The following is a 15,753-nucleotide window of genomic DNA, read 5'->3' as shown; positions in this document are numbered from 1 at the left end:
CGGGCGGCCGGGGTGCCGGTGCCCAGCTGTTTGCGGGCCGGTGCCGTGTCGTCGAGCGGGCCCTGGTCCAGCGCGTCGAGCGCCCGCCGGGCCACCACTGTCGTCCCGTACGGCGGTCAGGCCCCCTGCGTGTCGTCGCGGTACACCCGGCCCCCCTTCATCACGAAGCACACCCGCCCCGCGACGGACAGATCGGCGAGCGGGTCGCCCGGGACGGCGATCACGTCGGCGAGCAGACCCGGGCCCAGACGGCCCCGGTCGTCGGCACCGATCAGCTCGGCGGCGACCGTGGTGGCCGCGCGCAGGGCCTGGATCGGCCGCATGCCCCGGTCGACGAGGGCGAGCAGTTCCAGGGCTCCCTTGCCGTGCGGGATGGCGGGCGCGTCGGTGCCGAAGGCCACTTTGACCCCGCGCCGGATCGCGCGGGCGGTGGACTCACGGGCGCGAGGGAAGACCTCGGCGGCCTTCGCGCGGAGTTCCGGGTCCGCGTGCTCGGTGTTCATGCCCTCGGTGAGATATGTGGTGGCCACCAGGAAGGTGCCGCGCTCCACCATCAGGTCGAGGGTGGCGTCGCTCGCGAGGAAGCCGTGCTCGATGCAGTCGATGCCGGCCGCTACGGCGGCCCGGATCGCCGCGTCCCCCATGCAGTGGGCGGCGACCCTGAGACCCGCCCGGTGTGCCTCGTCGACGGCGGCGCGCAGTTCCTCGTCCGAGTACTGCTGCGCGCCGGCCGGGCCGGTGTGCGACATGACACCGTTGGAGGCGCAGACCTTGATGACCTTCGCCCCGTACTTGATCTGGTACCGGACCGCCTTGCGTACCTCCGCCACGCCGTTGGCGATGCCCTCCTCCACGGTCAGGGGCAGCACACCGGGCGCGAAAGCCTGGAACATGGTCGGGTCGAGGTGCCCGCCGGTCGGCGCGATCGCGTGCCCGGCGGGCACCACACGCGGTCCGTCCACCCACCCGAGGTCGATCGCCTTCTTCAGGGCGACGTCCAGGAGCACGCCCCCGGTCTGCACGAAGAGACCGAGGTTGCGTACGGTCGTGTACCCGCGGTGCAGGGTACGGCGGGCGTTGGCGACCGCGCGCAGGGTGCGCAGCGCCGGGTCCTCCTGGACCGGGATCAGCGGGCTGCGGTGGTCGGGGCCGCCGAGGAAGAGGTTGACCTCCATGTCCATCAGGCCCGGCAGGAGGGTGACGTCCCCGAGTTCGTGGACGACCGTGCCCTCGGGCAGCCGCTCCGGCTGTATCTCGGCGATGTGCTCGCCGACCACCAGCACCTCACCCGGCTCGACCAGTTCGCCCTTGTCGACGTCGAGGAGCCGGGCCGCCCGCAGGAGCACGGGCGGCCGTGGCTCCGTCTCCCGGCCCGCCATCACACGGCGGGTTCGACGACGGCGTGGATGCCGGCGGGACCGCTGTCCGGGACCCTCGGCTGGCCCCACGCCTCCACCGGGAAGGCGACGGTCACCAGCGAGCAGAACGCCCACAGCAGGTTCCTGTCCTGCTCACCGATACCCTCCATACCGACCTGCTCCAGGTACACGGTGCCCTTCTGCAGCAGCGGGAACGCCACGTCGTAGAAGGCCTGCAACTCCTTCATGGTGCTGGCGATGCGCTTGGCGTAGCGGGCGCGCTCGCCGTGGATCGCCCAGTCCGCGAACGGCTCCAGCTCGTGGAACCCGGCGGGAAAGACCGTGGTCATCTGTGCACTCTCCCTGTCTGCTCGGTGGACGTCTCAGGACGCGGGGGCCGGTGCCGCCGGCTGCTCGTGGGCGCGCACGAACCGCTGTGCGGTGGCGTGCAGATGGCGCAGCAGGACCTCCTGGTCGCACAGCGGGAACCCGTCCACGGTGCGCGACTCCAGCATGGTCTGGGTGGCCTCCAGGGTGTTGCCGTCCTGCAGGCCGTACTCCTTGAAGGACACCACCGCGAGTTCCTGCTGGAGCCGTTGGAAGGCGTTCTCGGGCGGGACGAAGTAGCAGGTGCCCTCGAAGATGTGGGTGTTGTGGGACGTCGGCCAGTAGTGGTAGGTCAGCACCCAGTTCGGCCGCCAGACGAGCAGCATGAAGTTGGGGAAGAAGACGAACGAGTCCATGCCCCAGACCTTGCTGCGGGTGGGGTTGATCGCCGGGGGCAGCTGCTCGGTGGTCAGGCCGATGTCGGGAGCCTCCCAGGGCCCGAACAGGCCACTGCGCAGGGCTCGTTCGACGGGCTTGACCATTGCCCGCTCCTTCGGCGGAGCGATGCCGCCCCAGGAGGAGACCATGCTGTGCGGGCCGTCGATGTCGTACGACAGCGCCTCGTAGCCGTACTTCTTGATCTTGGCGGCCTCTTCGGAGACGTACTGGCCGGAGTGCAGGATCGGCGCGTGGTAGAACTCGGCGAACGCGTCGATGAACAGCTTCCAGTTGCTGCCGATCTCGGCGCGGTACCTGTGCACCTGGGTGAGCTTGTGGAAGGGGTAGCCCTCGATGCCGTGGGCGAACCGGCCGAGGTAGTCCCGTAGTGGAGTGGTGTTGTCGGGGTCGAGGTTGACGAAGACGAACCCTTCCCACACCTCGGTCTGCACGGCCAGCAGCCCGTACTTCGACTTGTCGACGTCGAAGAACTCCGACTCCTGCTGGACGAAGGCGAGTTTGCCCTCCAGGTCGTAGCGCCAGGCGTGGTACTTGCAGGTGAAGGCACGGCAGGTGCCCTTGGTCTCCTCGCGCGGATAGTCGTCCCACACCAGCTTGTTGCCGCGGTGGCGGCAGATGTTGTGGAAGGCGCGCACCTCGCCGTCGGTGCCGCGCACCACGACGACGGAGGCGCGGGCCGCATCCAGCTCCTTGGTGAAGTAACTGCCCTTGCGGGGCAGTTGTTCGACCCGCCCGACGTTCAGCCAGGTCCGCCGGAAGATGGCGTCCCGCTCCCGTTCGTAGAACTCCGGTGAGATCGAGTCCGCGTAGGAGACCGGCTCCGTACCGATCTTGAAGTGCTCGGTCCAGCTGCCCTCGGCGGGCTTCGGGAAGTGCGCCATCAGTGGGAACCTCCGGTCGGTTGACAGCCCCACGATAACAATCGTCTCTGATTTGGAGAATAGCGTTTCCGTATTCTGCATATGGAACCTATGGTCGGGTCATCGGTCCCGTGCTTCTCGCGAGTGGAGGACGCCCTTGACGACACGCCACGACCACTGGATCGACGGCCGCCCCGAGCCGCCGGCGGGCGGCACCCGGCCGGCGACGCTCGATCCGGCCACCCGACTGCCCGGCGACGAGATCGCGGCCGGGGGCGCGGCCGACATCGGACGTGCCGTCGCCGCGGCGGAACGGGCCCGGCAGCGCGAACCTGGGCCGACCACGGAGGGGATGACGGATGTACGACGAAGCAGCGCAGCGGGCCGCGCGGGCGGTGCGCCGTGAGGTGATCGGCGACGACGGCACGACGGCCGCGGACACCCTGCCGGCCGGGTACCAGGACTTCGTGACGGCGACGGCCTGGGGCGTCTGGGCCCGTGGTGGGCCGCTGAGCAGGCGCGACCGCAGCCTGCTGGTGCTGGCGATGACGGCCGCGACGGGCCGGATGGGTGCCCTCCGCATCCACCTGGAGGCAGCCCCGCGCGCCGGTGTCAGCGACGCCGAGATCGACGAACTCCTCTTCCAGCTGACCGCCTACTGCGGCGCGCCGGCCGGGAACGAGGCGTCGGCGGTCCTCCGCCAGGTGCGGGCCGCCCGGGAGGCGGTGTGAGCGGGGGCCGGGCGGTGGGCTTCATCGGGCTGGGCACCATGGGCGGGGCCCTGGCGACAAACCTGGTGCGCGGCGGCTTCGAGGTGGTGGCCCACGACGCCGCCGGTCCGGCCCGCACCCCCGACGGCGCCCGCTGGGCACCGAACCCGGCGGAGGTGGCCCGAGCCGTCGGCACGGTGGTGCTGAGCCTGCCGGACGGCACGGTCTGCGGGAGTGTCGTGGGGGATCTCCTGGCCACCCGGGACCGGCGGGCCACCCACGTCGTGGACACCTCGACCGTAGGAGTGGCCGCCGCCCGTCATCTGGCCGCCACCGGTCTGTCGTACGTCGACGCGCCCGTGTCGGGCGGAGTCGCGGGGGCACGGAAACGCACCTTGATGGTCATGTACGCCGGCTCCGACGAGGACTGCGCGCACGTCGAGCCGGTGCTCGCGGGGCTGAGCGACCGCAGACGCAGGGTCGGTGACCGTCCGGGGCAGGCGCAGGCGTTGAAGCTCGCCAACAACTTCCTGTCCGCGAGCGCGCTCGCGGCGGCCAGCGAGGCCGTGGCCTTCGCGCGGGCCGCCGGACTGGAGATGGATGTACTGCTGGACGTGCTCAACGCGTCCAGCGGTCGCAGCGGGGCCACGCTCGACAAGTTCCCGCAGGAGGTGCTGACCGGTCGCTACGCCTCGGGGTTCAGCAACTCGCTGATGGCCAAGGACCTTCGGCTGTATCTGCGCGAGGTGGACGAGACGGACACGCCCGCGGCGCTCGCCGCCGTCACGGAGGCGGTGTGGGAGGCGTTCGCCACGGCCGAGCCGGGCGTCGACTTCACCCGCATCTACCCGTTCGTCAGCGGCAGTTGAGGTTCCGGGGCGCTGTCCGTGCCGAGCAGCACGGACAGCGCCTCGCGCACGATCTGGGGGTAGCGGCCGGCGTCCTGGTCGACCAGCCACAGTTGGTGTACGCCCTCGATGAGGGCCAGGACGGCGGCCGCCGCGGTCCGCGGGTCCAGGCCGCTGGGCAGCCGCTCCCCGTAGCGCTCGACCAGATGGGCGGTGAGGTGCTCCTGGAGGGACCGGCTGCGTTCGCGGACATAGCCGCAGGCCGGTTCCTGACCGGTGACGGCCTCGGCGAGGACCACGGTCTGCACGGTGGCGAGCGAGGGATGCTGCAGTTCGAACGCCACGGCCTCGGCGAAGTCGCCGGCCCAGTCCTCCCCCAGCCTGCGTCCCGCGAGGTGCTCCCGGTTGAGCTGTTCGCGGAAGTCGAGGAGGTCGAGGAGCAGCCGCTTCTTGCTGGGGAAGTAGTGCAGCACGCCCTGCCGGGTGAGTCCGGCGCGCTCGGCCACCGAGTCGATCGAGGTGCCCTTGAACCCGCGTTCGGCGAAGACCTCCAGGGCCGCTTCCAGGATCTGCTGACGCCTCGCGGACACCACGTGGGGCCCCTTCCGCCGTTGGAGAGGTGCCCACCCACACTATGCAGGCGCGCCTCGGAAGGGCGAGAGGGCGTCTGGTAGTCCCCCCTGTTTTACTCCCTCCTCATTTCCCCATCGAGGCCAGGGCGGCGAGCGCGGCCCCGCGGAGTGCCGACGCCGTGTCGGCACCGGCCGTGTCCGCGACGTCGGCGAACAGCCGGACGTCCTTGGCCAGCAGTCCCCCCGCGTGGGCGGCGATGCGGTCGAGGGTGCCGCCCGAGTCGGAAACCCGGTCCAGTGCGAAGCTGCGTGCGCTCCCGCGGGGCAGGACCCGGGAGAGCTCGGCCCGGTCCAGGCCGAGGGCGGCACCCACCCCGAGCGCGTCGGCGGCGAGCCCCAACTGGGCGGTGAACAGCACGTTGTTGAGGATCTTGGCGAGTTGTCCGGAGCCGGTGGGCCCGAGGTGGACCACGGGGTCGCCGTACGTCTCGAACACCGGCCGGCAGTAGGCGAAGACCTGGGGGTCGCCGCCTGCCATGACGAGCAGGGTGCCCTGTTCGGCGGCCCGGCCGCCTCCGCTGACCGGTGCGTCGAGGAGGGAGACACCGGAGGCCCGGGCCACCGCCTCCAACCGGCGGCAGGTGTCGGGGTGCACGGTGGAGTGGACGGCGATCACCCCGCCCCGGCGCAGTCCGGCGAGGACGCCGTCCGGGCCGGTGACCACCTGCTCGACGTCGGCGTCGTCGACGACGCACAGGCACACCAGGTCGCTGGCGGCGGCCAGTTCGGCGGGCGAGCCTGCCGTCCTGGCACCGCTGTCGGCGAACGGGGCGAGCGTGGCGGGCCTGCGGGCCCACAGGGTCGTCTCGTGTCCCGCCCCGGCGATCCGCCGGGCCATGGGCCCACCCTGGCTGCCCAGTCCGATGAAGCCCACACGCATGGGTGCCCTCCTCACGTCAGGTCGTCTTCCCCGGGCGCCAGAACAGCGCCAGCAGTCCGGCGGTGGCCACCACGCCCACCGCGAGCACGACACCGCCCCCTGTCCATCCGGTCACCGTGATGTCCGCCGCCGTGTCCAGTGCGTATCTGCCCGGTCCCCAGGCGCCGAGTGCGACCGCGAGCGTGCCGAGGACGAGGACGTACTCGTAGCCCTCCTTGAACACGAAGAAGCCGTGCGGCCGGTGCGCGAGCAGTCCGGCGACCAGCGTCACCGACAGTACGGCCGCGCAGGCGAGCGGGGTCAGCAGGCCCAGCGCGAGCAGGCCGCCCGCCCCGAGTTCGGTGAGCACGCTCAGCCAGGCCTGCAGCCGGGGCCGGGTCAGGCCGAGGCCGCCGAACCAGCCCGCGGTGCCGTCGATCCCGCCCGGGCCGCGCCAGTGGTTCCAGCCGTGCGCGACCATGACCGCGCCCAGCACGAGCCGTACGGCGAGCAGTGCCGCGTCCGGGGCCTCACCCATCCCGGTGCCGCCTCTCCACGGGCAGCGCCCGGACGCCGAGCGCGCACTCCTCCACGAAGGCGAGGACGTGCAGGTGGTAGGCGGGGGCGGTGCGGCCGACGCTGGTGTTGTGACCGGCGCCCGCCTGCTCGTGCACGACGACGCGGGGCGATCCGGTGAACATGGAGGCGAGGTCCGCGAGTCCCTCGGGGCCATTGGCCCACACCTGCTCGTGCTCGGCGAGGGTGATGTGGACGGGCACCGGCACCCGCGCGGACAGCCTGGCGAATTCCTGCTGCCAGTTCTCCCGGTGCCCCTCGTAGGCGGGCGAGGCGGAGCCGATGTGCCGTCCGCCGTACACGTCGGGCGGGTAGGCGTGCGGTGGATCCCACAGCGCCCGGCGGAGGTTGGGCCGGGTGCGCGTCGGATCGCGCCGCCACTCCTCCATCGCCAGCACCGAACGGGGGTGGTGGACTCGTCCCATCCCGGCCAGCTCCACGCCCAGCAGATCGGCACCCCGCCGGTCGCTCGCCATGCGGACGGTGAGTTCGCAGCCCGCCGAGTGCGCCCAGAGGAACACGCCGTGGCCGCGCTCCCGGCCGTCCAGCAGCGCGGCCACGGCCTCGTAGGCGAAGTCGGTGCGCTGCTCGGGAGTGCCCATCCGGTCCTCGTGCCCGGCCGAACTGCCGTAGCCGGGGCGGTCCAGGGCCAGGACGGTGAAGCCCGCGGCGGCCGCGGTGCGCAGGAGAGAGAGGCGGGGGTGGCCCGGATGGTCGAAGTAGGCGGAGGTGGTGGCGCCCCCGTGCAGGGCCACGATCACGGCCTGCGGGCGTGGCACCTCGGCCAGCAGCCCGGAGGCGGGGACTCCGTGGACGTCGGCCACCAGCCGCCGTACCGCATGGGTGAGTTCGGGTTCGAGCGAGGTCATTCGACCGTCCTGGAGATCATTCGTCCGTCCTGGAGTTCATCCGTCCGTTCTGAGCAGGAGTACGCCGCTGGGGGTGAGCCCGCCGCTGGAGACCACCGCGGTACGCGCGCCGGCCACTTGGCGGGCGTCGGCCTCGCCGCGCAGCTGGAGCACGGCCTCGTGCACCAGGCCCATGCCGTGGGTGCGGCCGTGCGAGAGCTGGCCGCCGTGCGGGTTGAGGGGCAGTACCCCGTCGCGGGCGATGTTCTTGCCGCCGTCCAGGAAGTCCCGTGCCTCACCGATGCCGCAGAAGCCGAGCGCCTCGATCCAGGACAGGCAGTTGAAGGTGAATCCGTCGTAGAGGAGGGCCACGTCCACGTCGGCGGGGCGCAGGTCGGTACGGGTCCACAGGTGGGCGGCCTGGCCGAGCACCTGCGGTTCGTGGGTGAGGGTGGACTGGTCCCACTCCGGGCGTTCGAGGATCTGTGTCCCGACCGCCTCGAAGCGGACCGGGGGCCTGGGAAGGTCGGGTGCCGTCTCGGCGGCGGAGACCACGACGGCCGTGGCGGCGTCGCAGGGGACGTCGCAGTCGTACAGGCCGAAGGGGGTGGTGACGGTGCGTGCGGAGAGGTAGTCGTCCATGGTGAGCGGGTCGCGGTAGATCGCGTCCGGGTGGCGGGCGGCGTTGACGCGCTGGTTGAGGGCGATCCAGCCGAGGGTTTCGCGGGTGGTGCCGTAGCGGTGCATGTGCCGCTGGGCGTTCATCGCGAGCATCGTCGCCGGGGAGACGGCGCCGAACGGCTTGAACCAGCCGTCGGGGCCTGCGGGTTGAGCCGCCCGGATGCTGCCCCGCTTCAGCAGTTCGGCATACGTCGACTCCCAGACCGTACGGAAGCACAGCACGTGCCGGACCAGCCCGCTCGCGACCGCCAGCATCGCGGCGATCAGCGAGCCGCCGGGGCCGAAGGTCTCCCCCGCGCCGTTGTGCCAGACGGGGTGGATGCCGAGCGCCGACTCCAGTGCCGTGATCCCGCCCTCGGCGAAGCCGCCGTAGGCACCGCCGCCCGGGTAGGTGGCGAGGCCGTCGATGTCGTCGAAGGTGAGTCCGGCGTCGGCGACGGCCTTCTCGCAGGCCTCCACGGTGAGTTCGAGGGGCGGGACCATGAGGCGGCGGCCGATCCTGGAGGCTCCGGCGCCGCTGATGACCGCGCGCTCCTCGAACCGGCGGGGCACGGGTGCCGTACGGACGTGTTCCCGCATGCGCTCGGGTGCGGGTTCGTCGGTGGGCAGCGGTGCGGGCGGGGGCTGCTCGGCGCACGGCCGGAACAGCGGCAGCCAGACGTCCGCCACCTGCTCGAACACGGCCTCCATGCGCATGCCGAGGCGCAGTTCCTCCGGTGTGCAGCCGACGACATTGGTGGTCAGCCGGACCCGTGGGTCCTCCTCGATCGCCACCTGGGCGACGACGAACGGGGTCGGCAGACCGGGGAAGGGGAAGCGGTGGTTGACCGTGAAGCCGATGAGCGTGGCGTGGCCCGAGACTTCGCGGAGGCCGCCGGTGCGGCCCCGGCAGTACCGGCAGACGGGCTGCGGCGGATGGATCAGGGACGAGCAGGAGCCGCAGGTACGGAAGCGGAGCCGTCCGTCGCGGCCGGACGTCCAGAAGAACTCGGTCTCCGGGGCGATAACGGGCCGGGGGCGGGCGGCTCCGGGCTTCTCGTCGGGCGTGCTCAACGGAGCTTCGCCTCCGCCTTGCGTATCGTCACCGGATCCGCCAACCCCTGTTCGTCGCAGGCGCGTTGGAGGGTCTCCAGGGTCTCCGCGAGGCCTGGGCCGAGCCGACGGCCGGGGGTGAAGGTGGCCGGGAGGTGACGCATGCCCTGGATGACGCCGATGGTCTCGTAGTGGACCGTGCCCTCGGGATCGCAGACGAAGTCCGGTGCGCGGTCGAGGACTTGGAGCACCATCCGCTTGAACACCACGCGGGCCACGTTGGAACCGATGCAGCGGTGGATGCCCAGGCCGAAGGCGGTGTGCCGGTTGCCGCCGCGGGCGAGGTCGACGCGGTCGGGGTCGGCGAAGACCGCCGGGTCGCGGTTGGCCATCGCCCAGGACAGCCACAGCCGGTCGCCCTCCTTGAACTCCTTGCCGGAGATCTCGCAGTCCTCGGCGACGGTACGGCCGTCCCCGGGCGCCGGCGTGAAGTAGCGCAGGAACTCCTCGGTGGCCGTGTCGAGGAGGGTGTCCCGCTCGCGGCTGAGGCGCTCCCGCTCCTCCGGGTGATCGGAGAGCCACTCCAGGGCGTGCGCGGTCAGGGCGGTCGTGGTGTCGAAGCCACCGCCGATGAGCAGGGCGAGGGCGCCGACCAGGTCCGCCTCCGCCGGGGCCTTGCCGTCGAACTCCATGCGGACGAGGGCGTCGACGAGGCCGGGGCGCGGGGTCACCCGGACCTCCTGGAGGGTGGCGCCGATGTCCTTGAGCATGGCCATGTGGGCCTGCACCACCCGCGCCATTTCAGGGGAGTTGGGTGGGGTGTAGACGCCCGCGTGGGCGGGTTCGTTGTACAGCTCCCACTTCTTCAGCGGAATGCCCATCATGGCGAGCGTGAAGACGGCGGGGACGATGTTGGCGAGGTCGTCGACGAAGTCGATACGGCCGCTCTCGATCCGTTCGTCGAGGCAGGCCCGGGTCACCTCGTCGATGAAGGGGATCCAGCGTTTGATCGCCGCCGGGGAGAGATAGGGGTTGAGGGCGCCCCGGTAGGCGCGCTGCTCGGGCGGGTCCATCTCCAGGAAGCCGCCGCGCAGCCCCCTGCCGCGGGGTGGCGGCGGGATGCTGATGCCCTGGTAGCCACGGCGCTCGCCGTGCACGTCGTGGTCGTTGGAGAGCTTCTCGCCGGCCCGGGCGAAGGCGAGCAGCTCGCGGTTGCCGGCGGCGACCCAGTGGCCGCCGTAGGTGTCGGACCAGGCCAGCGGGCAGCCGGTGTGGAACTCCTGGGTCTTCTCCTCGAAGTGGTGCCGGTACGCGGGGGCGTGCCGGTCGAAGTGGACCCGGGGCTGTTTGCGGGCCTCGTCTCCGGTGTCGTCCGGTGCGGTCGTCATGGGGTGGCTTCCTCTCGGTCCGCCGGGTGCGGCTCAGAACACGCTGATGGCGCGTTCGGGGCAGGAGCGGACGGCCTCGACCACCGCGTCCTCCTGGTCGGCGGGGACGTCCTCGGTGACCGGTGAGGAATGCCCGTCGATCTCGCTCAGTTCGAAGACCTTCGGCGCCCGCATGGCGCACAGGGTGTGGCCCTGGCAGCGCTCGGGGTCGACGCGTACCTTCACGTGACTCATCTCCGGATTCATTTCAGGTCGGCCATCGACTTGCCGACGCTCGCGAGCGTGGCCGGCTTGCCGTAGTCGGCCTGGTACTTGTAGACGGGGGCGTCACAGCGGTAGGCGCCCTGGTCCGGCTGGAAGTCGGCCGCCTGCCAGCCCTTGGCGGTCGCCTCGACGACGGAGTAGCACTTCGGCGGCACCTTGGAGGCGAGGTCGAAGGGGGCCTGCAGGCCGCCCGCCGTCCAGTCGGTGTTCTTCACCGCGTTGCCGTACACGCAGGTGCGGGTGAGGGTGGCGCAGTCGCGGGCCGCCGTGGCGAACAGCAGCCAGGCGGAGAAGGCGCGCAGGGCCGGGTAGGTGACCTGCTTGTCCGGCGCGTACTTCTTGTAGAGGTCGATGACCTGCTGGGTGGCGGGGTTGGCGGCGGCGCTCTCCAGCGGGGCGGTGGCGAACAGTTCGGCGTAGTTGTGCTGCTTGGCCAGGGCGGTGCCGGCGAGTTGCAGGAAGGCCGGGCCGTAGGCGTTGCTGTTGGCGTCGATCCAGTCGGGGGTGTAGCCGATGTTGGTGAGGGCCTGTTCCAGTTTGGCCAGGGAGGCGAAGTCACCGAGGAAGACCAGGCCCTTGACGCCCTTGTTCTTGATCGACTGGGCGTACGGCGTCCAGTCGGAGACACCGGCCGCGGGGTAGAGGTCGCTGTACGAGACGGTTCCGCCGAGGCCGGCCACGGCCTCCTTGAACTGGGCGGCCATCACCTTGGTGACGGGCGAGTCGCCGGCGATGATGCCGACCTTCTTCGCCGAGTCCGGGTACTTGTCCTTGAGCAGCCATGTGTAGTAGCCGGCGTACTGGAAGTACCCGGCGACGGGCTGGGAGGCCATCACCTGGAGGTCGGAGCCGATGGCGCCGATCTGGCTGGACTGGCCGGGGAAGTTGGGCAGGAGACACTTGAGGCGGTCCTGCACGCCGAGGCTGTCCAGCGCGGAGCCGCCGCCGACGAGCGCGAAGTCCGCCTTGCAGGCCTCCAGGACACGCTGGCGGACCTCGGTCAGCTTGGTGTCGCGGGTGACGGGTACGAGCTTGCGGCCGTTGATGCCGCCCGCGTCGTTGCACCACGAGGTGAACACCTTGGCGGCGTCCACGAACTCGGAGTTCTTGGTGAAGCCGACGTCGGACATCACGCCCACCTGGATCTGGTCGGCGGTGACGCCCTGAGAGGTGGAGGACTTGGCGGTGGAGGACTTGGCGGTGCCGGGACCGCACACGTCCTTCAGCGTGCCGAAGTCGGCGCTGGATGAACCCGATCCGCTCGCGGTGGGGCTCGCGTTGTGCGCGGCGTCGGAGCCGGTGGTGTCGTCGGAGCGCGTGGAACAGCCGGCCAGCAGCACCGCGGTCACGGTGACCGCGCCGATCAGCAGCCTGCGCATGGTGCCTCCTCGAAGGGCTCGGACGCCGTCGTCCGAGGGAGGTACGAAAGGTGCGGGGTCAGGTGACCGCGCCGCTCGCCTTCAGGGCGAGGATGCGGTCCCAGTCGTAGCCGAGCTCGGCGAGGATCTCCTCGGTCTGCGCGGCGAACTCCGGTGCGGGGCCGAGGGTGATGTCCTCGACGTCGAACTGGACGGGGCTGGCGACGAGTTCGAGGTCGCCGGCCTGTCCGAGGTAGCCGTTGGCGCGGGCCTGCGGATCGGCGGCGGCCTGGAGGGTGTCCTGGACGGGGGCCCACGGCCCGTCGAGGGCGGCGAACCGCTCGGACCACTCGGCGAGGGTGCCGCCGGCGATGATCTCCCGGAGGATCTTCACCGCCTCCTCGGTGTGCTCGGCGATGGCCTCGCCGGTCGCGAACCGGGGGTCCTCGGCGAGGTCCGGCCGCCCCAGGCAGTGGCAGACGCCCGGCCAGAACCTCGCCGGCTGGAGCATGACGAAGGAGATGTAGCGGTCGTCGGCCGTCCGGTAGAGGCCGGAGAGCGGGTTGCCGGGCGAGCCGTGGGCGCTGGGCCGTACGCCCTCCCAGGCCCGTTCCAGGTGCAGGGAGAGCCCGATGGCGTGGCCCATCGCCCACAGGCCGCTGCCGAACAGGGAGACGTCCACCACCGACGGCTCCCCGGTGCGCTCGCGGCGCAGCAGCGCGGCCGCGATCCCGCCGGCCAGGTTGGTGCCGGAGACGGTGTCGCCGTAGGCCGGTCCGGGTGGGCTGATCAGTCCCTCGGTGCCGGGCGGGGTGATGCTGGCGGCGGTGCCGGCGCGGGCCCAGAAGGCGGTCATGTCGTAGCCGCCCCGGTCCGCCTCGGGGCCGCGCGGCCCGAGGGCACTCCCCCGGGCGTACACGACGCGGGGGTTGACGGCGCGGATGTCGTCGACGTCGATGCCGAGGCGGGCCCGGGAGGCGGGCAGGAAACTGGTGAGGAACACGTCGGCGTCCTTGGCCAGTTCGTACAGCACCTCGCGTCCCTCGGGCCGTGCGATGTCGAGGCCGATGGACCGTTTGCCGCGGTTGGCGTGCGCGACGTTGGGGTTGGGGTCGCCCTCGACCTTGAAGGTGCCGGTCTGGCGCAGTCCGCGCTGCGGGTCGCCGTTCACGGCGTGCTCGACCTTGACGACGTCCGCGCCCCAGTCGGCGAGCACGGCTCCGGCCGAGGGCACGAAGCCGTACATGGCGACTTCGAGGACCCGGATGCCCTCCAGCGGCCTCATCCCTGCTCCAGGGGCACGACGACCCGGGCGAAGGACTTCTCCTCCAGGAACTCCTCGAATCCCGAACGCCCGCTCTCCCGGCCGACACCGGACTGCTTGTAGCCGCCGAAGGGCACGTCGGGCGCGAAGTAGTTGCCGCCGTTGATGGAGAAGGTGCCGGTGCGGATGCGCCGGGCGAGCCGGATCGCGCGCTGCTCGTCGGCGCTGTGCACGGCGCCGGACAGGCCGTAGCGGGAGTTGTTGGCGATCCGGACCGCGTCCTCCTCGTCGTCGAAGGGGATCACGGCGAGGACGGGGCCGAAGACCTCCTCCTGGGCGATCTCGCTGTCCGGGTCGACGTTCGCGAGGAGGGTCGGTTCGTAGAAGTACCCGGGCTCGATCCGGTTGCCGCCCCGCACCAGGGTCGCGCCCGCCTCGACGGCCCGGCGCACCAGGCCGTCGACCTTGTCGCGCTGCTGCTCGCTGATCAGCGGGCCCATGGTGGTCCTGGGATCGGTCGGGTCGCCGACGTTCACGCGTGTCATGCCCGCCGCGACCAACTCCACGATTTGGTCGTGGTGTTCGCGCGGTACGAGCAGCCGTGAGGTGAGCGCGCAGCCCTGGCCGGAGTGGGAGCAGATGGTGAACGCGGCGAACATGCCGGCCTTCACGAAGTCGGCGTCCGACAGGATGATCATGGCCGACTTGCCGCCGAGTTCGAGGAACACCCGCTTCACGGAGTCCGCGGCCGCGGCCATGATCCGGCTGCCGGTGGTGGTGGCGCCGGTGAAGGTGACCACGTCGACGTCGGGGTGGGTGGTGAGCAGTTCGCCTACCTCGGCGCGGGCGGAGCTGAGCACGTTGATCACGCCGGGCGGTATGTCGGTGTGCTCGGCGATGAGTTCACCGAGCGCGAGAGTGGTGAGCGGGGTCTGCGGGGCGCCCTTGAGGACGACGGTGCAGCCCGCGGCGAGGGCGGGGGCGAGCTTGGCGAGGGCGAGCTGGTTGGGGTAGTTGTACGGCAGGATCGCGGCGACGACGCCGGCCGCTTCCTTCTCCACCCAGCGGTGGTGGCGCTGGCCGCGCGACTCGATCTCGCCGAGGTCCTCGGAGAACTCGTAGGACTCCAGCAGGTCGGCGTAGAACTTCACTATGCCGATGGGCTCGTCGAGCTGCGGGCCGTGGGTGAGCTGGCGTGGGGCGCCGACCTCGGCGATGGTCAGTTCGCGCAGTTCCTCACGGTGCTCGTCGAGGGCCTGGTGGAGCTGGCGGAGGCAGCGCAGCCGCAGGTCGCGGTCCGTGGACCAGCCGGTGGTGTCGAAGGCGCGGCGGGCGGCGGCCACGGCGGCCTCGGCGTTGGCGGTCGTGGCGTCGGGGGCGTGGCCGAGGAGTTCACCGGTGGCGGGGTTGTAGGTGGGGAACGTGGTGTCGGCGGTGACGAGTTTGCCGTCGATCAGCTGGGACCTGCCGGCGGGCGCGCTCACAGCCGCACCAGCGATCCGCCGTCCACGGCCAGCACCTGGCCGGTGACCCAGGCCGCGTCGTCGGAGAGCAGGAACACCAGCGCGCCCGCCTGGTCCGCCGGGGTCCCCATGCGCTTGAGGGGGAAGGACTGCACCATGGCCGAGCGGTGCGCCTCCGGGATGATGCTGCGGGTCGCCTCGGTGTCCGTGGGCCCGGGCGCGATGGCGTTGACGCGGATGCCGCGCGGACCGAGTTCGGAGGCCAGCGAGACGGTGAGGTGGTTGACACCGGCCTTGGCGAGCCCGTAGAAGCCGGTGGCCTGCCAGGCCGCGGTGGACGACTGGTTGACGATCGCCGCACCCTCCTTCAGGTGCGGCAGCACCGCGCGGGTGACGTGCAGGGCGCCGAGCAGGTTCACCTTGAGGAACCTGTCCAGGTAGTCGTAGTCGACGGTGACGATGCCCTCGCGGCGCATCCCGTGGAAGATCGCCGCGTTGTTGACGAGGTGGTCGATGGAGCCGTACTCACCCATCACCGTGGCGGCGAGCTGCTCGGCGGAGGAGGGGTCGGCCACATCGACCCCGACGAAGAGCGCGTCGCCGATGTCCTTGGCGACGCGCTTGCCCTGCTCCTCGTTCAGATCCGCCACCACGACCCGCGCGCCCTCGGCGGCCAGTGCCCTGGCGTATCCCTCACCGATGCCCTGGCCGGCCCCGGTGACGATCACCACCTTGTTCTGCAAGCGCATCCCAGCCTCCTTGCTCGGTTGGGCTGGAAACTACATTCTCACCTAGAGCGAATCAAGGATTCGAACACGAGAATCTC

Annotated in this window: 17 protein-coding genes; 3 read left to right on the top strand and 14 right to left on the bottom strand. The window is 71.3% G+C overall.

Annotated features, from left to right (window positions below; translation table 11 throughout):
• Positions 1-116: 116 nt before the first annotated feature.
• From ABZ887_RS03405 to ABZ887_RS03395, 3 genes are read right to left on the bottom strand one after another with little or no spacing between them, the layout of a single operon-like run.
• Positions 117-1,346, bottom strand: coding sequence for an amidohydrolase family protein (locus tag ABZ887_RS03405; protein WP_361282388.1), 1,230 nt, complete (start codon positions 1,344-1,346; stop codon positions 117-119).
• A 32-nt stretch (positions 1,347-1,378) separates the two neighbouring features.
• Positions 1,379-1,708: a hypothetical protein gene (locus ABZ887_RS03400; RefSeq protein ID WP_361282386.1), complete on the bottom strand. Its 330-nt coding sequence runs from the start codon at positions 1,706-1,708 to the stop codon at positions 1,379-1,381.
• A 33-nt stretch (positions 1,709-1,741) separates the two neighbouring features.
• Positions 1,742-3,025 (bottom strand): aromatic ring-hydroxylating dioxygenase subunit alpha, encoded by a 1,284-nt coding sequence (locus tag ABZ887_RS03395; RefSeq protein WP_361282384.1) that lies wholly within the window; start codon positions 3,023-3,025, stop codon positions 1,742-1,744.
• Between the two features lie 136 nt (positions 3,026-3,161).
• On the opposite strand from ABZ887_RS03395, the gene ABZ887_RS03390 reads away from it, so the two are divergent.
• The 3 genes from ABZ887_RS03390 to ABZ887_RS03380 are packed head-to-tail and all read left to right on the top strand — an operon-like array spanning position 3,162 to position 4,583.
• Positions 3,162-3,410: a hypothetical protein gene (locus ABZ887_RS03390; protein WP_361282382.1), complete on the top strand. Its 249-nt coding sequence runs from the start codon at positions 3,162-3,164 to the stop codon at positions 3,408-3,410.
• Complete coding sequence (locus ABZ887_RS03385; RefSeq protein WP_361282380.1) at positions 3,364-3,735, top strand: carboxymuconolactone decarboxylase family protein; 372 nt, start codon at positions 3,364-3,366, stop codon at positions 3,733-3,735. The genes ABZ887_RS03390 and ABZ887_RS03385 overlap by 47 nt, the downstream gene beginning before the upstream one ends.
• Positions 3,732-4,583 carry an NAD(P)-dependent oxidoreductase gene (locus tag ABZ887_RS03380; RefSeq protein WP_361282378.1) on the top strand — a complete coding sequence of 284 codons (852 nt, stop codon included), beginning with the start codon at positions 3,732-3,734 and terminating at the stop codon, positions 4,581-4,583. The genes ABZ887_RS03385 and ABZ887_RS03380 overlap by 4 nt, the downstream gene beginning before the upstream one ends.
• Here ABZ887_RS03380 and ABZ887_RS03375 read toward each other — a convergent pair.
• The 11 genes from ABZ887_RS03375 to ABZ887_RS03325 all read right to left on the bottom strand — a co-directional run bounded on the left by ABZ887_RS03375 (position 4,559) and on the right by ABZ887_RS03325 (position 15,676).
• A complete protein-coding gene (locus tag ABZ887_RS03375; RefSeq protein WP_361282376.1) occupies positions 4,559-5,152 on the bottom strand; it encodes a TetR/AcrR family transcriptional regulator in 594 nt (197 codons plus the stop codon). The two genes, ABZ887_RS03380 and ABZ887_RS03375, sit on opposite strands and share 25 nt — an antisense overlap.
• 106 nt (positions 5,153-5,258) lie before the next feature.
• Positions 5,259-6,074, bottom strand: a complete 816-nt coding sequence (locus tag ABZ887_RS03370) for an NAD(P)-dependent oxidoreductase (protein ID WP_361282374.1) — start codon at positions 6,072-6,074, stop codon at positions 5,259-5,261.
• 16 nt (positions 6,075-6,090) lie between these two features.
• Complete coding sequence (locus ABZ887_RS03365) at positions 6,091-6,591, bottom strand: DoxX family protein (RefSeq protein WP_361282372.1); 501 nt, start codon at positions 6,589-6,591, stop codon at positions 6,091-6,093.
• Positions 6,584-7,498 carry an alpha/beta fold hydrolase gene (locus ABZ887_RS03360; RefSeq protein WP_361282370.1) on the bottom strand — a complete coding sequence of 305 codons (915 nt, stop codon included), beginning with the start codon at positions 7,496-7,498 and terminating at the stop codon, positions 6,584-6,586. The genes ABZ887_RS03365 and ABZ887_RS03360 overlap by 8 nt, the downstream gene beginning before the upstream one ends.
• Positions 7,499-7,534: 36 nt before the next feature.
• Positions 7,535-9,211: an OB-fold domain-containing protein gene (locus tag ABZ887_RS03355; RefSeq protein WP_361282368.1), complete on the bottom strand. Its 1,677-nt coding sequence runs from the start codon at positions 9,209-9,211 to the stop codon at positions 7,535-7,537.
• Complete coding sequence (locus ABZ887_RS03350) at positions 9,208-10,578, bottom strand: cytochrome P450 (RefSeq protein WP_361282366.1); 1,371 nt, start codon at positions 10,576-10,578, stop codon at positions 9,208-9,210. The genes ABZ887_RS03355 and ABZ887_RS03350 overlap by 4 nt, the downstream gene beginning before the upstream one ends.
• Before the next feature lie 33 nt (positions 10,579-10,611).
• Complete coding sequence (locus ABZ887_RS03345; protein ID WP_361282364.1) at positions 10,612-10,812, bottom strand: ferredoxin; 201 nt, start codon at positions 10,810-10,812, stop codon at positions 10,612-10,614.
• Positions 10,813-10,820: 8 nt separating this feature from the next.
• Entirely contained in the window at positions 10,821-12,221 is a 1,401-nt protein-coding gene (locus ABZ887_RS03340) for an ABC transporter substrate-binding protein (protein ID WP_361282362.1), read from the bottom strand.
• A 58-nt stretch (positions 12,222-12,279) separates the two neighbouring features.
• Positions 12,280-13,485: a CoA transferase gene (locus tag ABZ887_RS03335; RefSeq protein WP_361282360.1), complete on the bottom strand. Its 1,206-nt coding sequence runs from the start codon at positions 13,483-13,485 to the stop codon at positions 12,280-12,282.
• A complete protein-coding gene (locus ABZ887_RS03330) occupies positions 13,482-14,948 on the bottom strand; it encodes an aldehyde dehydrogenase family protein (protein WP_361282358.1) in 1,467 nt (488 codons plus the stop codon). Before ABZ887_RS03330 ends, ABZ887_RS03335 begins: the two co-directional genes overlap by 4 nt.
• Positions 14,945-15,676: an SDR family oxidoreductase gene (locus ABZ887_RS03325; protein ID WP_361282356.1), complete on the bottom strand. Its 732-nt coding sequence runs from the start codon at positions 15,674-15,676 to the stop codon at positions 14,945-14,947. Before ABZ887_RS03325 ends, ABZ887_RS03330 begins: the two co-directional genes overlap by 4 nt.
• Between the last annotated feature and the right edge of the window lie 77 nt (positions 15,677-15,753).

Source organism: Streptomyces sp. NPDC047061 (genome assembly GCF_040643955.1).
Classification (GTDB): Bacteria; Actinomycetota; Actinomycetes; order Streptomycetales; family Streptomycetaceae; genus Streptomyces.
This window is presented reverse-complemented; position numbering and strand designations above follow the sequence as displayed.

Excerpts from the sequence above, each read along its gene's own strand:
- ABZ887_RS03395 (WP_361282384.1), bottom strand. The coding sequence starts at position 3,025 with ATGGCGCACTTCCCGAAGCCCGCCGAGGGCAGCTGGACCGAGCACTTC.
- ABZ887_RS03345 (WP_361282364.1), bottom strand. The coding sequence starts at position 10,812 with ATGAGTCACGTGAAGGTACGCGTCGACCCCGAGCGCTGCCAGGGCCAC.
- ABZ887_RS03340 (WP_361282362.1), bottom strand. The coding sequence starts at position 12,221 with ATGCGCAGGCTGCTGATCGGCGCGGTCACCGTGACCGCGGTGCTGCTG.
- ABZ887_RS03360 (WP_361282370.1), bottom strand. The coding sequence starts at position 7,498 with ATGACCTCGCTCGAACCCGAACTCACCCATGCGGTACGGCGGCTGGTG.
- ABZ887_RS03365 (WP_361282372.1), bottom strand. The coding sequence starts at position 6,591 with ATGGGTGAGGCCCCGGACGCGGCACTGCTCGCCGTACGGCTCGTGCTG.
- ABZ887_RS03350 (WP_361282366.1), bottom strand. The coding sequence starts at position 10,578 with ATGACGACCGCACCGGACGACACCGGAGACGAGGCCCGCAAACAGCCC.
- ABZ887_RS03335 (WP_361282360.1), bottom strand. The coding sequence starts at position 13,485 with ATGAGGCCGCTGGAGGGCATCCGGGTCCTCGAAGTCGCCATGTACGGC.
- ABZ887_RS03385 (WP_361282380.1), top strand. The coding sequence starts at position 3,364 with ATGTACGACGAAGCAGCGCAGCGGGCCGCGCGGGCGGTGCGCCGTGAG.
- ABZ887_RS03370 (WP_361282374.1), bottom strand. The coding sequence starts at position 6,074 with ATGCGTGTGGGCTTCATCGGACTGGGCAGCCAGGGTGGGCCCATGGCC.
- ABZ887_RS03325 (WP_361282356.1), bottom strand. The coding sequence starts at position 15,676 with ATGCGCTTGCAGAACAAGGTGGTGATCGTCACCGGGGCCGGCCAGGGC.
- ABZ887_RS03400 (WP_361282386.1), bottom strand. The coding sequence starts at position 1,708 with ATGACCACGGTCTTTCCCGCCGGGTTCCACGAGCTGGAGCCGTTCGCG.